General features: G+C 66.6%; 18 protein-coding genes. 12 read left to right on the top strand and 6 right to left on the bottom strand.

Features of this window, described 5'->3' with window-relative positions:
• Nucleotides 1–45: 45 nt before the first annotated feature.
• Nucleotides 46–426: a hypothetical protein gene (locus tag QRO93_RS03850; protein WP_164085819.1), complete on the bottom strand. Its 381-nt coding sequence runs from the start codon at nt 424–426 to the stop codon at nt 46–48.
• Here QRO93_RS03850 and QRO93_RS03845 point away from each other — a divergent pair.
• Nucleotides 425–574: a hypothetical protein gene (locus QRO93_RS03845; RefSeq protein WP_164240884.1), complete on the top strand. Its 150-nt coding sequence runs from the start codon at nt 425–427 to the stop codon at nt 572–574. The two genes, QRO93_RS03850 and QRO93_RS03845, sit on opposite strands and share 2 nt — an antisense overlap.
• Nucleotides 575–629: 55 nt before the next feature.
• Here the strand turns inward: QRO93_RS03845 and infA are convergent, their stop codons facing one another.
• Nucleotides 630–848, bottom strand: coding sequence for a translation initiation factor IF-1 (infA, locus tag QRO93_RS03840; protein ID WP_005409596.1), 219 nt, complete (start codon nt 846–848; stop codon nt 630–632).
• An 86-nt stretch (nt 849–934) separates the two neighbouring features.
• Nucleotides 935–1,675, bottom strand: a complete 741-nt coding sequence (gene aat / locus QRO93_RS03835; protein ID WP_180878308.1) for a leucyl/phenylalanyl-tRNA--protein transferase — start codon at nt 1,673–1,675, stop codon at nt 935–937.
• A 73-nt stretch (nt 1,676–1,748) separates the two neighbouring features.
• Between aat and QRO93_RS03830 the strand changes: the two genes are divergently transcribed.
• Entirely contained in the window at nt 1,749–3,017 is a 1,269-nt protein-coding gene (locus tag QRO93_RS03830) for a hypothetical protein (RefSeq protein WP_285303956.1), read from the top strand.
• 155 nt (nt 3,018–3,172) lie between these two features.
• Here the strand turns inward: QRO93_RS03830 and QRO93_RS03825 are convergent, their stop codons facing one another.
• Nucleotides 3,173–4,306 carry a GNAT family N-acetyltransferase gene (locus QRO93_RS03825; protein WP_180878310.1) on the bottom strand — a complete coding sequence of 378 codons (1,134 nt, stop codon included), beginning with the start codon at nt 4,304–4,306 and terminating at the stop codon, nt 3,173–3,175.
• Nucleotides 4,307–4,579: 273 nt separating this feature from the next.
• On the opposite strand from QRO93_RS03825, the gene QRO93_RS03820 reads away from it, so the two are divergent.
• The 3 genes from QRO93_RS03820 (at nt 4,580) to QRO93_RS03810 (ending at nt 5,772) form a co-directional block, all read left to right on the top strand.
• Entirely contained in the window at nt 4,580–4,921 is a 342-nt protein-coding gene (locus QRO93_RS03820; protein ID WP_180878311.1) for a hypothetical protein, read from the top strand.
• 232 nt (nt 4,922–5,153) lie between these two features.
• Nucleotides 5,154–5,504, top strand: a complete 351-nt coding sequence (locus QRO93_RS03815; RefSeq protein ID WP_180878312.1) for a hypothetical protein — start codon at nt 5,154–5,156, stop codon at nt 5,502–5,504.
• Nucleotides 5,485–5,772, top strand: coding sequence for a hypothetical protein (locus QRO93_RS03810; protein ID WP_180878313.1), 288 nt, complete (start codon nt 5,485–5,487; stop codon nt 5,770–5,772). Before QRO93_RS03815 ends, QRO93_RS03810 begins: the two co-directional genes overlap by 20 nt.
• Nucleotides 5,773–5,873: 101 nt before the next feature.
• Here the strand turns inward: QRO93_RS03810 and trxB are convergent, their stop codons facing one another.
• Nucleotides 5,874–6,845, bottom strand: a complete 972-nt coding sequence (trxB, locus tag QRO93_RS03805) for a thioredoxin-disulfide reductase (protein ID WP_014037154.1) — start codon at nt 6,843–6,845, stop codon at nt 5,874–5,876.
• Nucleotides 6,846–7,078: 233 nt separating this feature from the next.
• Here trxB and QRO93_RS03800 point away from each other — a divergent pair, with 233 nt between their 5' ends.
• The 5 genes from QRO93_RS03800 to QRO93_RS03780 all read left to right on the top strand — a co-directional run bounded on the left by QRO93_RS03800 (nt 7,079) and on the right by QRO93_RS03780 (nt 14,293).
• Nucleotides 7,079–9,439: a DNA translocase FtsK gene (locus tag QRO93_RS03800; RefSeq protein ID WP_008267405.1), complete on the top strand. Its 2,361-nt coding sequence runs from the start codon at nt 7,079–7,081 to the stop codon at nt 9,437–9,439.
• Nucleotides 9,440–9,478: 39 nt separating this feature from the next.
• The gene (locus tag QRO93_RS03795; RefSeq protein ID WP_285303955.1) at nt 9,479–11,422 is read left to right on the top strand and encodes a DUF3857 domain-containing protein; all 1,944 of its coding nucleotides are present in this window, start codon (nt 9,479–9,481) and stop codon (nt 11,420–11,422) included.
• 111 nt (nt 11,423–11,533) lie between these two features.
• Nucleotides 11,534–12,172: an outer membrane lipoprotein chaperone LolA gene (lolA, locus tag QRO93_RS03790; RefSeq protein WP_180878315.1), complete on the top strand. Its 639-nt coding sequence runs from the start codon at nt 11,534–11,536 to the stop codon at nt 12,170–12,172.
• A 289-nt stretch (nt 12,173–12,461) separates the two neighbouring features.
• Entirely contained in the window at nt 12,462–13,739 is a 1,278-nt protein-coding gene (locus QRO93_RS03785) for a replication-associated recombination protein A (RefSeq protein WP_008267284.1), read from the top strand.
• Nucleotides 13,740–13,903: 164 nt separating this feature from the next.
• Entirely contained in the window at nt 13,904–14,293 is a 390-nt protein-coding gene (locus QRO93_RS03780; protein WP_180878317.1) for a DUF805 domain-containing protein, read from the top strand.
• Nucleotides 14,294–14,366: 73 nt separating this feature from the next.
• Here the strand turns inward: QRO93_RS03780 and QRO93_RS03775 are convergent, their stop codons facing one another.
• Nucleotides 14,367–14,741: a hypothetical protein gene (locus QRO93_RS03775; protein ID WP_180878318.1), complete on the bottom strand. Its 375-nt coding sequence runs from the start codon at nt 14,739–14,741 to the stop codon at nt 14,367–14,369.
• Between the two features lie 281 nt (nt 14,742–15,022).
• On the opposite strand from QRO93_RS03775, the gene QRO93_RS03770 reads away from it, so the two are divergent.
• A complete protein-coding gene (locus QRO93_RS03770; RefSeq protein WP_180878319.1) occupies nt 15,023–16,051 on the top strand; it encodes an alpha/beta hydrolase in 1,029 nt (342 codons plus the stop codon).
• A gap of 122 nt (nt 16,052–16,173) precedes the next feature.
• Nucleotides 16,174–17,559, top strand: a complete 1,386-nt coding sequence (locus QRO93_RS03765) for a YncE family protein (RefSeq protein ID WP_180878320.1) — start codon at nt 16,174–16,176, stop codon at nt 17,557–17,559.
• Nucleotides 17,560–17,583: the final 24 nt, after the last annotated feature.

Here is a 17,583-nt window from a genome sequence, read left to right as displayed (position 1 = left end):
AAGCAGGGGCAAGGGCGGCTTCGGCCGCCCTTGTCGTGCCTGCGGTCAGCGGCTGCGACGGCGCACTTCGCGCTTGAACTGCCCGGCATCGATCGGTTCGATGCGCGACACGTCGCAGGTGGCATTGCCGGTGTCGAGCTGGCTGCGGCCTTCACCGCACAACTGATCCGCCTCCTTCCTGCCGTCGGTCCTGAAGCCGAGGCGGGTGGCCAGCACGGCCGAAGGGCAGCTGCTGCGGAAGTGCACGATGTAGTGGTCGTCGCCGGTGCGCAGCAACACGTTCTTGTCTGCGCCGGCGCGTACGATCTGCTGCTCGCCGGCCAGCGGTACGCATTGGGCGGGGGCCGTGTCGGCGGCCTGGGCGGTCGGCGCCAGCAGGCCGGTCGCGGCCAGGGCAAGGGCGGTGAGCAGGGAGGGCATCTTCATGGCGGTGCGAGGGGGTAGCGATCCGGACTGGACCGGATTGCAGATTGCCGTCGCCGTTGCACATGCGAATCTGCCGCAAGCGGGGCTGACCGACGTCACGGTGAGTTCGGTCACGATGACCTTCGGCAGGGCCGGATTGCAGGCATGACAAAAGGCCAGCAACCAGGGCTGGCCTTGTCGGAGTGGCGCCAGGCGCCGACCGCTTACTTCATGCGGTAGGTGATACGACCCTTGGTCAGGTCGTATGGGGTCATTTCAACCTTGACCCGGTCACCGGTAAGGATGCGGATGTAGTTCTTGCGCATGCGGCCGGAGATGTGGGCAATGATTTCGTGCCCATTTTCCAGACGAACGCGGAAAGTGGTGTTCGGCAGCGTCTCGCTGACGGTGCCCTCGAACTCGATGGAATCGTCTTTCGACATGTAGTCCTGTGCGGTTCAGAAAACGGCCACGCTGGGCCTAAGGCGCAGTATTTTACGCGTGACCGGGCCAGCTTGCAAAGTTTGTGTTAACCCCCGGCCAAATCCCGTGCAGGCAGCCGTCCGACCGCCCTGGTCCACGGGCCTTCGCGCCCGTTGCCGCGCACGGCCTGCCGCACATGCGTCAGGAATTCGGCGCGCGGCAGGTGCTCGGCCCCCATCCGCAGCAGGTGCGGATTCTCCACCTGCGCATCGATCAGCGCCCAGCCCCAGCGGCGCAGGGTGGCCGCCAGCGCCGCCAGTGCGATCTTGGAGCCGCCGCTGGCGCCGCTGAACATGCTCTCGCCGAAGAACATCGACCCGATCGCCACCCCGTAGATACCCCCGACCAGGGTCTGCCGGTCCCAGACCTCGAAGGAGTGGGCGAAACCGAGGTCGTGCAGCTGGCTGTAGGCCTCGATCATCGCCGGGCTGATCCAGGTGCCATCCTGGCCCGGGCGGGGCGCGGCGGCACAGGCCTGCATCACCCGGCTGAAGGCCGTGTCGGCGGTGACTTCCCACGTGCTGCCGCGCAGCTGGCGACGGAAGCGGCTGGACAGGTGCACACCCTCGGTGCGGAACACCATGCGCGGGTCCGGCGACCACCACAGGATCGGCTCGCCCTCGCTGAACCATGGAAAGATGCCGCCGGCATAGGCGTTCAGCAGTCGCACCGGGTGCAGGTCGCCGCCTACCGCGAGCAGGCCATCGGGCTGGCGCAGCGCGGTCTCGGCCGGCGGGAAGGGGGCGTCCGGCGCATCGGCCAGGCGCCAGGGGAGCGGGCGGGTCATGCAGGCAATTGTATTCGCGGTAGGCATGCGCGATGTCTGGCACCATCACCTTCCCGCGGCAAGGGGCCTATGCATGAGCGACCCGATCAGCGCCGTTCTCGATGTGCACGACAGCCCGCGCGCACGCAACGACAGCCTGGGCATGCTGCTGTCGCTGGCTGCTGAGCAGCCGCGCCAGCTGGGCGAGCTGATGCTGCAGGCCCTGGCGCGGCGCTCGCCGGGCTCGGCCTTCCTCGACATGGCACTGGACCTGATGCCGGATGAGGTGGTGCCCGCGGTTGCCACCGATGCCTGGCGGCGCTATCGCGACGGCGAGCGCGGCGAACTGCTGGCCAGCGTGATCGAGTTTGCCAGCTACCAGGCACCGAAGGTGCTGCAGGACGATTGGGATGCGCTGCTGGCCGTGGCCATCGAAGATGAGCTTCAACTGGCCTCGCAGCTGTGGCGGGCGCTGCCGCCTGCGGTGGCTGCGGGCTGGGCGCAGGTCCTGGCCGAGGCCGATGATGATCGCGAAATGCCGCGGGCGCGGGCGCTGTTGTTGGCCGCGCAGCCCGCGACCTATGCCGCCGCGCGCGGCTATCTGGCCGGCTGGGGGCAGCTGGACGCCGAGGCCTGGGCACATTGGGCCGGCGTTGCCGACGGGCCGCATCCGCGGCGCCTGCATGGAGAGCGGCCGCTGCACATCCGTTTCGGCGGTGCGCAGCATCGCGCCCAGCTGGCCGACGAGCCGGGCTGGCGCAAGCGCATCTGGCGCCTGCACCCCACCTGGAGCGGCGGTCAGGTTCATCACGCCGGCCATATGGGTGGGCGGCTGGAGGCGCTGTGCGGGAGCTGCCATGCACCACTGCAGCGCCTGCTGCAGACCGACGCCGCCGTGCTGCAGCCGGGCGCGGCAGGGGAGATCACACTTGCGGTCTGCCTGGACTGCTGTGGCTGGGAGGAGCCGCCGGTGCGCTTCTATCGCCATGATGGCGCAGGCCGGCCCAGCTGCCATCCCCGCCAGTACCGCGACGTGCCGAGCACGCCTACCGACAGCGGCGATCTGATGCCGGCCGATGTCGGCCTGGCGTCCCTGGACAGCGCGCGCTGGCGGCAGCAGGACTGGGGCCAGTCCAATCATCGGCAGAATCTCTCGCGCGTGGGTGGCCCGCCCAGCTGGGTGCAGAGCGCCTGGTACCCGGCGTGCATCGATTGTGGCCAGGACATGCCGTTCGTGATGCAGCTGGATTCGACATTGCCCACCACGGGTGAGAGCACGCTGCTGTGGGGCAGCGGTGGCATGCTCTACACGTTCTGGTGCGCGAAGTGCCGGGTGAGCGGGCACTTCTGGCAGTGCACCTGAGCGCAGCATTCCCGCCAGCGCTTTGGCGGGTGGCAGCCGTAGGCCTATTGATCTGGTAGGTGCCAACCTTGGTTGGCACGCATTTCGGCATCGCCCAAGTCGAGCAAGCTCGACTCTACGGATGCGTGCGGCTGTCGCTATTGCTCTGGTGGGTGTCAACCTTGGTTGGCACGCTCGCGGAACGGCCCATGCCCCTGCAGTTCCTGCTGGTAACGCCGCACATCGCGACGCTCCTGTCGGCACCAGTCCTGCAGCGCATTTGCGAACTCCGCATCGGCCACCCAGTGCCGGCTGCGCACCCGCGTCGGCAGGAAGCCCCGCGCCAGTTTGTGCTCGCCCTGTGCGCCGGGCTCGAAACGCGCCAGCCCCTCGCGCAGGCAGTACTCGATGCCTTGGTAGTAGCACGCCTCAAAATGCAGGCCGGGCAGGGCGGCGCCACCCCAGTAGCGGCCATAGAGCGTGTCACCCCCGCGCAGGCACAGTGCGCCGGCAATCGGTTCGCCGTCCTGCTCGGCCAGGAACAACACCAGCCCGCGGCCAAGCGTAATGGCCAGATGGCGCAGGAAGGCTTCCGTCAGTGCCGGCGCATTTCCGTACTCCATGAAGGTCTGCAGGTAGAAGCGGTACATCGCCTGCAGGTCGGCACGACTGGCCTCGTCGCCGTGCACCACGCGGAAGGTGATGCCCTGGCGGGCGACCTTTGCGCGCTCCTGGCGGATGTTCTTGCGGTGCTTGTGGTCCATCGCGCCGAGGAACTGCTCGAACGTGGCCCAGTCGCCCGGGTTCTGCCACTGGAACTGCACATCCTCGCGCAGCAGCCAGTCATCGCCGAACAGGGCTTCGTCGCAGGCATTGTGGAAGTTGACGTGGGCCGAAGACACATTCAGCGACGGCAGCTGCGCGCACAGTGCCGCCAGCAGTGCGGCCCGGTCTGAATCGTGACGGGCCAGCAACCGCGGGCCGGTGACCGGCGAATACGGCACCGCACCCAGCCACTTCGGGTAGTAGTCGCGACCGTGCCGGGCATAGGCGTTGGCCCATGCGTGGTCGAACACGAATTCGCCGTGCGAGTTGGTCTTCAGGTAACCGGGAATGGCGCCCATCAGGACGTCGCCGTCCCATAGCGTGAAGTGCTGCGGCTGCCAGCCCCAGTCCTCGCGCAGGCAGCCGTGTTCTTCCAGTCCGGACAGGAACGCGTGGCTGACGAAGGGGTTGTGGCCATCGTGCAGGGCGTCCCAATCGGTGGCGCGAATGGCCTGCAGGGAGTCGAGGAAGCGGGTGGAGGGCATGAGGGGAAAGGATAGGGCAGATGGGGGCCGATTGCCCTAGACGGCTTTGAAGGCGATGAGAAAAATACGAAATCACAGCAAAGAAGACCCTGTGCAGTGCCATTCGGTTTCACATACGGATAGTGCCAGGGGCGACCGTTGGATCGTCCAGCCATTACCGAATAGGAAAGCAGCATGATTGCTACCGCGTTGACCGCAATGCTTGCGTTGACGGGCCAGGTCGAGGCCGAGTAGCCTGCGTTCCGGCGAGGTCCTGTTGATTCGGATTCTGCAATGAATGCCATTGTCACTCGCGCAAGCCAGGACGCGCTTGATGCCTACCGTCGACAGAATCACAGGAAAAACCCGTTGGAAGCCGTTGCTGTGTACGACGTAGCGACCGGGCTGATCCGAATCGATCTAAGGGGAGGGGCGTTGCCTGGGGAGGGCGGCGCAGAATTGGAAGACCTGCAAGGGTTCATTTCGAATGGTGCTCTTGAAGCCGCCAGACCCATTGTCCCAGCTACAGGAACGAAGTTCTTCTACAACGGCAGAGAATTCGATGAGCAGTATCCGGACGACTCCGCAGGCAACGGTGACCAGGAATCCCCGCCGGCAAGGTTGGCTGGCGTATGAGAATGGAGGGGTATGAGGCGTTCGCGATGGCATGACCTTCGCGAGCGCCCTGAGTCGAGCATGGCTCGACGCTACAACGGTGAGGGGCGGTCGGTGGGCACGGCACAGATTTGGGCGTTGTCCTATTTCGAGGTGGCCGACGCGTTCCTGGCATCGCTGGTGGAAAGACTGCTTTCCGTCTGCCGACGCCCGCACAGGGGCCGGTCGGCCCCTCAACCTATTGGAGTACTACATGATCCGAACGTTCGCCCCGTTGTCGTGCGCGCTGGCCGCTGTCGTCGCGTTTTCCGCACTCACTGCCGCAGCGCCGGCCTCTGCCGCCCAGGCGGGTACCACGCCGCAGCTCTGCGAGGCCGGTGGCAACACCGCGCTGTGGAGCCTCAGCCAGGGGTACCAGTTCAAGGGCGTCGGCCAGCCGATGACCGATTGGCAGAAGCCGGGCAACTCGCTGGCCGCCTTCCGTGACTGCAAGCCGATGGTCGTCTCCCTGCGTGGCGATCTGCTGGCCCAGGAGCACCCGGTCGGCCAGATCGACGGCTACACCACCTTCACCGGGCATCGGCGTGCAGTACCGCATCCATGACAGCGTTGGCGCCGTCCACGACATCAAGGGCAATGGCGAGTCGTTCGTGATCGCGATCGAGTCCAGCTACTACAGGAAGTGGAGCCACCAGGAGTCGTACTCGAACACCATTTCGATGGACGTCGAGTACCGCTACATCGCACTGGCCGACCATCTGCCGACGGTGGTTGCGCTGGAAGATCAGCCGCTGTTCGTGTACTCGACTGATGGCGGCCCGGCGGGCGAGGGCGTGCTCACCGCAAAGGTGGAGTACCTGGCGGCCGAGTAAGGGTTCAACCCTGCCTTCCGCAACAGAAAAGGCCGGCGCTGTGGCGCCGGCCTTTTGCATGGGTCGAGCCTGGCCCGACGCCGCAGAACCCGGTCAGCGTTTCAGCTGGCCTTGCCCTGTGCGTCCAGGTAGCGCTCGGCATCCAGTGCGGCCATGCAGCCGAAGCCGGCCGAAGTGATTGCCTGGCGGTAGTGCTGGTCGGCCACGTCGCCGGCCGCGAACACGCCTTCCACCGAGGTCTGGGTGGCGTTGCCGCCCAGGCCCGAACGGATTTCCAGGTAGCCGTTGTTCATCGCCAGCTGGCCGTCGAACAGGGTGGTGTTCGGGTGGTGGCCGATGGCCACGAAGAAGCCGTGGGCGTCGATGTCGCGGGTGCTGCCGTCCAGGGTGGACTTCACGCGCACGCCGGTCACGCCGGCATCGTTGCCCAGCACTTCCTCCACCTGGTGGTGCCAGACGGTCTCGATCTTGCCCTCGGCCACCTTCTTGAACAGCTTGTCCTGCATGATCTTTTCCGCCTTCAGGGTGTCGCGGCGGTGGACCAGGTAGACCTTGCGGGCGATGTTGGACAGGTACAGCGCCTCTTCCACGGCGGTATTGCCGCCACCGACCACGACCACGTCCTGGTCGCGGTAGAAGAAGCCGTCACAGGTGGCGCAGGCGGACACGCCGCGGCCCTTGAACTCGTCCTCGGTCGGGATGCCCAGGTACTTGGCGGTGGCGCCGGTAGCGATGATCAGGGCATCGCAGGTGTACTCGTGGCTGTCGCCGATCAGCTTGAACGGGCGCTGCGACACGTCGGCGGTGTGGATGTGGTCGAAGATGACCTCGGTCTCGAAGCGCTCGGCATGGGCCTGCATGCGCGCCATCAGGTCCGGGCCCATCAGGCCGTGGGCGTCACCGGGCCAGTTGTCCACCTCGGTGGTGGTCATCAGCTGGCCGCCCTGCTGCAGGCCGGTGATGACGACCGGCTTCAGGTTGGCGCGGGCGGCGTAGACGGCGGCGGTCCAGCCGGCCGGGCCGGAACCGAGGATGACGAGGCGCTGGTGGCGGGAGGGCAGGCTGGTGCTCATGTAGACTCGCGAAAAGGTAGATGGGACAAGGCGCTGGCGATGTTTGCGCAGCATCCGTGGCTGGTCATAGAGTGGCGGCTGGGGCAGGGCGATTCAAGCCGATGAACAGAACGCCGTCATCCAGCGGTGGTTGCGGCGCCCCGGATGCCCCGTGAAACGTCGCATAACTGAAAACTGACGCCGTCTCATTTATTATCAATCACTAACAGCGCATTCCAAAGGTATGGTCTAAGGTGGCGAAGCAGGTCCCCGAACGCTCCAAGTCCGACGACAGCAAGGCGTCACGTCGCACGGCCGCGGCGGCGACGACCGACAATCCACGCCGCCAACGCCTCTGGCGCGACCTTGGCCTGATCGCCATCGCGCCGGCCCTGCTGTACCTGGCGGCCAGTCTGTTCACCTATTCAGCCACCGACCCGGGCTGGTCGCATACCGGCAGCGTGGTCGCGCCGGTACACAACCTGGGCGGTCGCGCCGGGGCCTGGATCGCCGACGTGCTGCTGCAGCTGTTCGGCTACGTCGCCTTCCTCCTGCCGGTGGTGCTGGGCGCCCTGGCGTGGATCGCCATGTTCGGCCTCAAGCGCGAGAGCAAGGGCGAGAACGACCTGGACCCGGCGCTGCGCCTGGTCGGCCTGGTCGGCTTCCTGATCGCCGGCACCGGCTTCCTGCATGTGCGCCTGTTCAGTGGCGACGTGTCCAGCGCCGGCGGCATCCTCGGCAAGCTGGTCGGCAATTCGCTCACGGTGGGCTTCGGTGCGCTGGGTGCGAACCTGTTCGTGCTGGTGCTGCTGCTGGCCTCGATCACCCTGGCCACCGGGCTGTCCTGGTTCACGGTGATGGAGAAGATCGGACGCGGCGTGATGTCGCTGGCACCGTTGCTGGCGCGCAAGAAGGAAGAGGTCACCGAGTGGCAGCAGACCCGGGTGATGCGCGAGGAGCGTCAGGAAGTGCGCAAGGCCGATGCCGAGGTGCGCGCCAAGCGCGAGCCGGTGAAGATCGAGCCGCGCCCCGAGCCGGTGATCGAGAAGAGCGACCGGGCCAAGCGCGACACGCAGATCCCGATGTTCCGTGGCGTCAATGGCGATGGCTCGGACCTGCCGCCGCTGGCCCTGCTGGACGATCCCAAGCCGCAGCCGGTGGGCTATGACAAGGAAACCCTGGACGCGCTGTCGCGGCAGATCGAGTTCAAGCTGAAGGATTTCCGCATCGACGCCCAGGTGGTCGGTGCCAATCCCGGCCCGGTCATCACCCGCTTCGAGATCGAGCCTGCGCCGGGCATCAAGGTCAGCCAGATCAGTTCGCTGGACAAGGACATCGCGCGCGGCCTGTCGGTGAAATCGGTGCGCGTGGTCGACGTGATTCCGGGCAAGTCGGTGATCGGCCTGGAAATCCCCAACGTCACCCGCGAGATGATCTACCTGTCCGAGCTGTTGCGCTCCAAGGAGTACGACAAGTCGGCCAGCGTGCTGACCCTGGCGCTGGGCAAGGACATCGCCGGCCGCTCCACCGTGGCCGACCTGGCGCGCATGCCGCACCTGCTGGTGGCCGGTACCACCGGTTCGGGCAAGTCGGTGGCGGTCAACGCGATGGTGCTGAGCCTGCTGTTCAAGGCCTCGCCGAAAGACCTGCGGATGCTGATGATCGACCCGAAGATGCTCGAACTGAGCGTCTATCAGGGCATCCCGCACCTGCTGGCGCCGGTGGTTACCGATATGAAGGAGGCCGCCAACGGCCTGCGCTGGTGCGTGGCCGAGATGGAGCGCCGCTACAAGCTGATGAGCGCGGTGGGCGTGCGCAACCTGGCCGGATTCAACAAGAAGGTGAAGGAAGCGCAGGACGCCGGCCAGCCGCTGATGGACCCGCTGTTCAAGCCGAACCCGGAACTGGGCGAGGCGCCGCGCCCGCTGGAGACGCTGCCGTTCATCGTCATTTTCATCGACGAATTCGCCGACATGATGATGATCGTCGGCAAGAAGGTGGAAGAGCTGATCGCACGCCTGGCGCAGAAGGCGCGTGCCGCCGGCATCCACCTGATCCTGGCCACGCAGCGCCCGTCGGTGGACGTCATCACCGGCCTGATCAAGGCCAACATCCCGACCCGCATTGCCTTCCAGGTCAGCTCCAAGATCGACTCGCGCACCATCCTCGACCAGTCCGGCGCGGAAACCCTGCTGGGCCACGGCGACATGCTTTACCTGCCGCCAGGCACCGCCATGCCCGAGCGCGTACACGGCGCGTTCGTCTCCGACGAGGAAGTGCATCGCGTGGTCGAACACCTCAAGGCGATGGGCCCGGCCGACTATGTCGACGGCGTGCTGGACGAAGTGCAGACGATGGGTGACGGCGTAGTCGTCGGCGCCACCGGCCTGCCCGAGAACAGCTCTGCCGGCGATGAGTCCGACCCGTTGTATGACGAAGCGCTGCGGGTAGTCACCGAGACCCGCCGTGCCTCGATTTCCGGTGTGCAGCGCCGACTGAAGATCGGCTATAACCGTGCAGCGCGACTGATCGAGGCCATGGAAGCGGCCGGCGTGGTCAGCCCGCCCGAGCACAACGGCGACCGCACGGTGCTGGCACCGCCGCCGCCGAAGTAAGACCCGACGTATCCCCCACGACGTCCAAGGAACCGACGCATGCTTCACCCCGTACCCAGCGCGCTGGCACTGGCGCTGGCAGCCTTCCTGGCTGCCGGCCCGGCACTGGCAGACACCGCCACCTCCGCGCCCGCTACGGCGCCGCCTTCCACCAGCGGCGACACCGAAGCCAGCAACAATTTCAGCATTGTCCGTTACCGCGCCGACTACCAGGTGCGGCCCGATGCGGGCAATGTGCAGACCGAAACCTACGAAGTCCTGCTCAAGACCAAGGCCTCCGTCGAGCAGTTCAGCCAGGTGCGGCTGAGCTACAGCGAGAAGATGGAGACGCTGGAAGTGCTCGGCGCCTACACCATCACCGCCGACGGCCAGCGCCGCGACGTGCCGGCCGACCGCATCTACACCCAGGAAAGCTACTCCAGCGCCTCGGCGGCGATGTACGCCGACCGCAAGGTGCGGGTGATCGTGTTCCCGAACCTGGCCCCCGGCACCCGGCTGTACTACCAGGTGCGCCGGACCCAGACCACCCCGTATTTCCCGGGCTATTTCGGCCTGTGGGAAACCTTCAATGTGTTCACCGAATACGAGGACGCCGAGGTCACCCTCAGTGCGCCGGCCAACCTGCCGATGTTCGTGGACAGTCGCGGCGTGCAGGGCAGTGATCGCCCGACGGTGAAGAACGGCCAGGCGCAGTGGCGCTGGCGCTACCAGCGTCGCGAGGCGATGCCGGCGCAGAACTGGTCGGCGGCAGGCTGGGAGTTCGGCCCGAACATCATGGCCAGCACCTATCGTGACTGGTCGCAGATGGGCCGCGCTTATCAGCTCAAGGCTGGCCCGGCGGCGCAGGTCACCCCGGAGCTGCAGGCACTGGCCGACCAGGTGACCGCCGGCATCAGCGACCGCCGCGAGCAGGCCGATGCGCTGTACCGCTGGGTGGCGCAGAACATCCGCTATGTGGCGGTGTACCTGGGCAACGGTGGCCTGGAGCCGAACAGCGCGCAGAGCATCCTCGACAACCACTATGGCGACTGCAAGGACCACGTAACGATCCTGGAGGCATTGCTGGCGGCCAAGGGCATCGCCAGTTCGCCGGTGCTGATCGGAGCGGGCGGTGGCCCAACCCTGCCGAAGATTCCGGTACTGGGCCGCTTCAACCACGCCATCACCTACATTCCCGAATTCGATCTGTACCTGGATTCGACCACTGCGTGGGCGCGCTTCGGCCAGCTGCCCGAGGGCGACCTCGGTGCACCGGTGATGCGTACCCGCGACGCCACGCTGGCACGCACGCCGGCCAACACGCCGCAGCGCAATGCCACGTCCATGGAAGTGCGCTTCACCTTCGATGCCAATGGCAACCTGCGTGGCGAAACGATTCCGAAGCTGGGCGAGAACGCCGAAATCGGCATGCGTGCGCAGTTCTCCCAACTCAACGCGCAGAACCGTGCGCGCGCTGAAGAGCAGATCATGGCCGCGTCCGGATTCGATGGGCGAGGGCAGCTGCAGATCCAGGGCGTGCCGGTCGACCTGACCCGGCCGTTCGGCTACCGCATGGCCTTCCAGGCCGAGGACTACGCCGATTTCAGCGTGGCCGGCGGCATGGCCGTGCCGGACCCGCCGGGTGGCGAGTCGGTGCGCGGGCTGTACGCCACCGCATCGGCGCCGGCCAACGAGACCCCGTTCTACTGCAACGCGAGCCTGCGCGAGGAAACCTATCGCCTGCAGTTCCCGGCCAACGCACCGATCATCGCCATTCCGGCCAGCCAGCGTTTCAGCAACGCCGCCGGTGAGTACCGGGTGGACTGGAGCCGCGAGGGCCAGGACGTGGTCGTGCGCCACCGCCTGCAGCAGAACGCGGTGCGTGGCCCGGAGGCGCTGTGCCAGCCGCAGGACTATCCGGCGTTCCGCGCGCTGTACCGCGAAGTGCGTCGTGGCTTCCGCGGGCAGGTGCTGTACGGCAAGCTGCCGGGCTCTGGCGGCTGAATCGCCGATGGACGTTCGGGGCGGCATAATGTCGCCCTGATCGCCCATTCATCTTTGCCCGGGCACACTGGCTACCACCTTTCCTGGCGCATGCGCCCACAGGATTCCTGCATGAACTTCCGCTTCCGTCGTTTCCTTGCCGCCACCACCCTGGCCGTCGCCTGCGCCGCTGCCGGCAGCGCCTGGGCCGGTGCCCGTGAAGACCTGAAGAGCTTCACCAGCGGCCTGAAGGGCCTGGACGGCCAGTTCAGCCAGCAGGTGTTCGACAGTCGCGGCAAGGTGAAGGAGTCGACCAGTGGCCGTGTGGCGCTGTCGGCGCCGCGCCTGTTCCGCTGGGAGTACGTGCGTCCGCACGAACAGCTGATCGTGGCCGATGGAAAGAAGGTCTGGATGTACGAGCCGGACCTGGAACAGGCCACCGTGCGCGAACAGGGCAAGGAAGAGCAGAACAGCCCGCTGACCGCACTGATCAACCCGGCGCTGCTGGAGCAGCAGTACGACGTCAGTGAAGAGGCCGCGCAGCGCGACGGCCTGCAGTGGCTGTCGCTGTCGCCGAAGCGCGACACCGAAGCCAGCTTCCAGTACGCCGCGCTGGGCTTCAACGCCCAGGGCCTGGCGAAGATGGAGATCACCGACGCCGTCGGCCAGCGCACCGTGATCAGCTTTACTGGCTGGAAGCGCAACCCGGGCTTCGCCGCCGGCACCTTCAGTTTCACCCCGCCGAAGGGCACCGACGTCATCGGCAACTGATCGGGGACGCCGGGCCCGGCCGGGCGCTACCTGCTCTGGTGGGTGCCAACCGTTGGTTGGCACGCTTTTGATCTGCTTTGGTGGGTGTCAACCTTGGTTGACATGCTTTTGATCTGCCGGCCAGCGGCCGGCACTACCGATCATGGCCCGGCCGCCGTGGCGCGTGCCAACCTTGGTTGGCACGCTCTCGCGGTACAATGGACGGGTGGCAAGACATCGTTCAACTTCCTTCCCCGGCCCCGATCTGCTGAGCGTTGATCGGGAACATCTGCGCCCGCTGGCCGAGCGCATGCGCCCGCGCACCCTCGACGAAATGGTCGGGCAGAAGCGCCTGCTGGCGCCCGACAGTGCGCTGCGTCGCGCGGTCGAATCCGGTCGCGTGCATTCGATGATCCTGTGGGGGCCGCCGGGCTGTGGCAAGACCACCCTGGCGCTGTTGCTGGCTGAGTATTCCGACGCCGAATTCCGTGCCATCTCCGCCGTGCTGTCCGGCCTGCCGGAAGTGCGGCAGGTGCTGGCCGAGGCCGCGCAACGCTTCGCCGAAGGCCGCCGCACCGTGCTGTTCGTGGACGAGGTGCACCGCTTCAACAAGGCGCAGCAGGACGCGTTCCTGCCGCATATCGAGCGCGGCACCATCCTGTTCGTTGGCGCCACTACCGAGAATCCTTCGTTCGAGCTGAACTCGGCGTTGCTGTCGCGCTGCCGCGTGCATGTGCTGGAGGGCGTCTCGCCCACCGACATCGTCGAAGCGCTGGAGCGTGCGCTGGGTGACCGTGAGCGCGGCCTGGGCGACGAGGGTATCGAGGTCGCCCCCGAGCTGCTGCTGGAAATCGCCACCGCCGCTGACGGTGACGTGCGACGTGCGCTGACCCTGCTGGAAATCGCCGCCGAGCTGGCGGGCGGCGAGGGTGGCCGCATCACCCCGCAGACCCTGACCCAGGTGCTGGCAGATCGCACCCGGCGCTTCGACAAGGGTGGCGAGCAGTTCTACGACCAGATCTCGGCATTGCACAAGTCCGTGCGCAGCTCCAATCCCGATGCCGCGCTGTACTGGCTGACCCGCATGCTCGATGGCGGCTGCGATCCGTCCTATCTGGCGCGCCGGCTGACCCGGATGGCCATCGAGGACATCGGCCTGGCCGATCCGCGCGCGCAGAGCATGGCGCTGGAGGCCTGGGACATCTACGAGCGGCTGGGCAGCCCGGAAGGTGAGCTTGCCTTCGCCCAGCTGGTGCTCTATCTGGCCAGCACCGCCAAGTCGAATGCCGGCTATGCGGCCTTCAACCAGGCCAAGGCCGACGTGCGCGAGAGTGGTACCGAGGAGGTGCCGCTGCACCTGCGCAACGCGCCGACCAAGCTGATGAAGGAGCTGGGCTACGGTGCGGAGTACCAGTACGACCACGACGCCGAAGGCGGCATCGCCCTGGACCAGACCGGCTTCCCGGATGCGATGGGCGAGCGCGTGTACTACAACCCTGTGCCACGTGGCCTGGAAATCAAGCTGAAGGAAAAGCTGGATCGGCTGCGCGCCGAGCGCGAAGCGGCGCGCGCCGCAAAAGGCCGTTGATCCTGCTTGTGTAGAGTCGAGCCATGCTCGACTGCTTTGCGCGTATTGAGTCGAGCATGGCTCGACTCTACAGGGGCATGGCAGTCAGGCAGGGCACGACGCTGCATTGTCGCGTGCGCGTGCATTTGGCACACTGCGCGGCCACTTTTTCAAGGATCGATGCCGTGCAGGAAATGATTCTGCCGTTGAAGCGCTACGCCCAGTTCGAGGGCCGCGCCAACCGCCGCGAGTACTGGATGTACCAGCTGTTCCTGTTCCTGATCGCAACAGCGGTGATGGTGCTGGCCGGCGTGCTGGCAATCCTCCTGCGCAACAGTGCCGATGCACTGGCCGGCATCCTGATCGGCATGGTGGTACTGCTGGGTGTGATGTGGCTGGCCACGATCGTGCCGTTGATTGCCGTCACCGTGCGCCGCCTGCATGACTGCAACCAGTCGGGCTGGCTGTTCCTGCTGGCGCTGGTGCCGGGCGGTGGCATCGTGATCATGATCTTCTCGCTGCTGCCGGGTACGCCGCAGGAAAATCCGTATGGCCCGGTGCCCACGGGGCCGTGATGCTGCACGAGTCGAGCATGGCTCGACGCTACAGAGGCAAAGAAAAGAAGCCGGCGTTTCGCCGGCTTCGTCTTTACTTGATGGTGCAATCGCCGAAAGACAGGTAGTCCGTGCCGGAGCTGAACTGCAGCGTGCAGCTGGCGCTGAAGACAGCGCCTTCTTCCAGTGCGCCCAGTTTGGCCGCCTGCTGATCATCGGAGGTGGTCAGCCGGGCCAGGACATTGCCCTGGTCATCGCCGGCCTCGATGAGCGGCTCGCCCGCCATGTTGCTGGAAACGCCCAGCGCCACGGCGCTGAAGGTCACCGTCTGGTTCAGTTGATCCATGCTCAGCGTCGAATTGCCGGCCTCTTCAAAGGCCTGGTAGAGCGTGGGCAGATCCTGCGCGGCGTGGGCGGCCAGCGGTGCGAACAGGCCGAGGGTAAGGGTGATCAGTGCGGTGTGCTTCAAGGGGTCTCACAATCATGGGATCCGATCCCATGGCGGTCGTGGCGCGGATGAACGCGGCCCGGACGGCGGCAGACTGCCCACCCTCCATGGCAGCGTTGGAAGCGGGGCGGTCCAATGCCCCGGTGGCCGGCAAAATAGGGGAAATTCCGCCCCCTGCGCAAGCGGGCATGCGCGCGCGTGATACACAGTGTGACGTGTGATCGATGTGATAATCATTCGCGTTTGAGGTAGACTGCGGTCCCTTGTGAACCGGCGGCCGTGGGCCGCTTCTGCCGCCGCTGATGAAGCATTTCGTCCTGCCTTCGCGCCGGGGCCCGCTGGCCCGCGGCCTGGCCGCCTTGATGATGGGTCTGCTCCTGGCTACTCCGTACGCCCATGCGCAGCAGCGCAACCCGCTGCAGAAAATCGGCCACACCGTGCTCGACGAGCCGGCGGCCAGCTATCGCTTCGAGCATTTCGTGGTGGACAGCCCTGACCAGCAACGCCGCTGGCGGGTGAACGTGGCGATCCCGGCCCATGCTGGCAAGGCGCCGCTGCCGGTGTTGTACGCGCTGGACGGCAATGCCGTGGCCATGGTGCTGGACCAGCCGATTCTGGCCGAGTTGGCGGCACGCAAGGCACCACCGGTGCTGGTGCTGATCGGCTACGACAACGACCTGCGCATCGATTCGAAGGCGCGCACCCGCGACTACACCGCGTGGATCGATCGCGCCGACGACGAGAGCGGCACGACCCAGGCGGCAGGAGGCGGCGCTGCAGCGTTCCTTGATGTGATCGAACGCCGGATCAAGCCGGAAGTCGAGCGCCGCGCACGCATCGATGCGCAGCAGCAAGCGCTGTGGGGCCACTCGCTGGGTGGGCTGTTCGTGCTCAATGCGCTGTACACCCGTTCGGCGGCGTTCCAGTACTACCTGGCGGCCAGCCCGTCGCTGTGGTGGAGCCAGGGTGCGGCGCTGGGCGATCCGGAACAGCAGTTCGTGCAGAACGTGCACGGCCAGCACGCAAAGCTCTGGTTGATGCTGGGCGGTGCCGAGCGCGTCGGCGATCGCGGCAAGCGCGACATGAACAACCCGCGCGTGGTCGCGCACCTGCGCCGCATCGGCGGCGCCACGCCGGACGCGGCGATGCAGCTGTCCGAGCGGCTGGGCAAGGTGCCCGGGCTGAGCGTGCACTACCGCGAGTTCGACGGCCTCGGCCACGGTCCGATGCTGCCGGCCTCGTTCCACGCCGCACTGCATGAGCTGTATGGCGTGACCGATCGCAGTGCCGGTGACGGCGCCGCCAATGGCGGTGACAACGCCGCCGAATGAATTCCCTCGCACGCGATGCCGTGCGACCCCACTACCCAGGCGAGGCTGCCGACGTGCAGCGGCCCAGGCAACCGATGACTCCCGCGCCACGTGGCGCGGCCTACGTGTGCAAGGAGCCTTCCATGTCGTTCCGTCCGTCTTTCCGTCTCACTTCCCTGGCCGCCGGCCTGCTGCTGGCGGTGACCGCCACCGCGCAGCCGGTATTCGACCAGCCGGCCAATGCCACCTTCAAGGGCCAGGTCGTCTCACGCGGTGAGAACGTGGTTCCCGGCAGCACCGCCGACGTGGTCGGTCGCGGTTTCGTGCCGGGCCAGAAGGTCAGCCTGCTGCGCGGTGACGCTGTGCTCAACACGCAGCCGCTGGTGGTCGATGCCGATGGCAACTTCAAGACCCAGCTGAGCATTCCGGCCGATGCGGTGCCGGGCACCCACCCGGTGGTGGTGCGTGCCAGCCAGCCGGCCGCGGCCACGGTGCTGAAGCTGCGGGTCTCGCCGCAGCTGCCGCTGTCGGGCCAGGCGCAGTTCGCTACCCAGTCCAACAAGCTGGTGCCGGGCCTGTACCAGTCCGCCTACAGCGCCGCCAGCAACGCGGTGTTCGTGACCTCGGCGGTGGGCCGCCCGCCGGTGACCCAGTCGCAGCTGCTGAAGCTGGACCCGAAGACGCTGAAGGTGACCAAGGCGATCACCCCGGCGCAGGTGCCGGGCAGCACCAATGGTGCGGTGTATGCGGTCTACGGCGTCGGCGTGGATGACACCAACGGCAACGTCTGGGTCACCAATACCCGCCAGAACTCGATCGCGGTCTATCGCCAGAAGGATCTGTCACTGGTCCACCAGTTCCCGGTCGATGCCGTGCCGCATGCGCGCGACGTGGTGGTCGATGGTACCCACGGCAAGGTGTTCGCCTCGGCCACCGGCGAGGACCACCTGTCGGTGTTCGACGCCAAGACCTTCAAGGAGCTGCCGGCGGTGACGCTGGAGTCCGGCGTCGATGACGGCAAGTTCACCCCGATGAGCCTGGTGCTGGACGAGAAGGGCGGCAAGCTGTTCACCGTCAGCATCGGTACGCCGGAAGCGGCGGTGATCGACGTGGCCAGCGGCAAGGTCGACAAGGTCATCGACCTGGGCAATTCGATCAGCGCCTCCGGCGTCGCCTTCGATGCGGCACGCAACCGCCTGTACGTGGCCTCGCAGGGCACCGACAACCTGTTGATCGTCGATGTGGCCGCCGGCAAGGTGCTGCACGACGTGCCGGTCGGTGCCGGTGCACTGAACGTCGCCTTCGACGATGCCTCCGGCCTGGCCTACGTCAGCAACCGCGGCGCCGGTACCGTCACCGTGGTCAACGGCGACGGCAAGGTGGTCGCCAACCTTGATGGCGGCACGCTGCCGAACCACGTCCGCACCGATGGCAAGGGCAATGTGTTCGCGGTGAACAAGTCGCGCGGTGCCGAAGACCCGAAGGGTGACCGCATCACCCGCATCACCCGCATCACCCCGAAGCAGTAAGCCACCGGGCCGGGGGGGGGGGGG

Origin of the sequence: Stenotrophomonas maltophilia group sp. Smal17 (assembly GCF_030237045.1) — a bacterium.
In the GTDB taxonomy this organism is placed as follows: Bacteria; Pseudomonadota; Gammaproteobacteria; order Xanthomonadales; family Xanthomonadaceae; genus Stenotrophomonas; species Stenotrophomonas forensis.
The sequence above is the reverse complement of the archived record's forward strand: the minus strand, read 5'-3'. Positions and strand labels throughout refer to the sequence as shown.

What these genes read in the sequence shown, in the direction of transcription:
- QRO93_RS03845 (WP_164240884.1), top strand. Translation starts at nt 425, where the DNA reads ATGGCGGTGCGAGGGGGTAGCGATCCGGACTGGACCGGATTGCAGATT.
- QRO93_RS03850 (WP_164085819.1), bottom strand. Translation starts at nt 426, where the DNA reads ATGAAGATGCCCTCCCTGCTCACCGCCCTTGCCCTGGCCGCGACCGGC.
- infA (WP_005409596.1), bottom strand. Translation starts at nt 848, where the DNA reads ATGTCGAAAGACGATTCCATCGAGTTCGAGGGCACCGTCAGCGAGACG.
- aat (WP_180878308.1), bottom strand. Translation starts at nt 1,675, where the DNA reads ATGACCCGCCCGCTCCCCTGGCGCCTGGCCGATGCGCCGGACGCCCCC.
- QRO93_RS03830 (WP_285303956.1), top strand. Translation starts at nt 1,749, where the DNA reads ATGAGCGACCCGATCAGCGCCGTTCTCGATGTGCACGACAGCCCGCGC.
- QRO93_RS03825 (WP_180878310.1), bottom strand. Translation starts at nt 4,306, where the DNA reads ATGCCCTCCACCCGCTTCCTCGACTCCCTGCAGGCCATTCGCGCCACC.
- QRO93_RS03820 (WP_180878311.1), top strand. Translation starts at nt 4,580, where the DNA reads ATGAATGCCATTGTCACTCGCGCAAGCCAGGACGCGCTTGATGCCTAC.
- QRO93_RS03815 (WP_180878312.1), top strand. Translation starts at nt 5,154, where the DNA reads ATGATCCGAACGTTCGCCCCGTTGTCGTGCGCGCTGGCCGCTGTCGTC.
- trxB (WP_014037154.1), bottom strand. Translation starts at nt 6,845, where the DNA reads ATGAGCACCAGCCTGCCCTCCCGCCACCAGCGCCTCGTCATCCTCGGT.
- QRO93_RS03795 (WP_285303955.1), top strand. Translation starts at nt 9,479, where the DNA reads ATGCTTCACCCCGTACCCAGCGCGCTGGCACTGGCGCTGGCAGCCTTC.
- lolA (WP_180878315.1), top strand. Translation starts at nt 11,534, where the DNA reads ATGAACTTCCGCTTCCGTCGTTTCCTTGCCGCCACCACCCTGGCCGTC.
- QRO93_RS03785 (WP_008267284.1), top strand. Translation starts at nt 12,462, where the DNA reads ATGCGCCCGCGCACCCTCGACGAAATGGTCGGGCAGAAGCGCCTGCTG.
- QRO93_RS03770 (WP_180878319.1), top strand. Translation starts at nt 15,023, where the DNA reads ATGAAGCATTTCGTCCTGCCTTCGCGCCGGGGCCCGCTGGCCCGCGGC.
- QRO93_RS03765 (WP_180878320.1), top strand. Translation starts at nt 16,174, where the DNA reads ATGTCGTTCCGTCCGTCTTTCCGTCTCACTTCCCTGGCCGCCGGCCTG.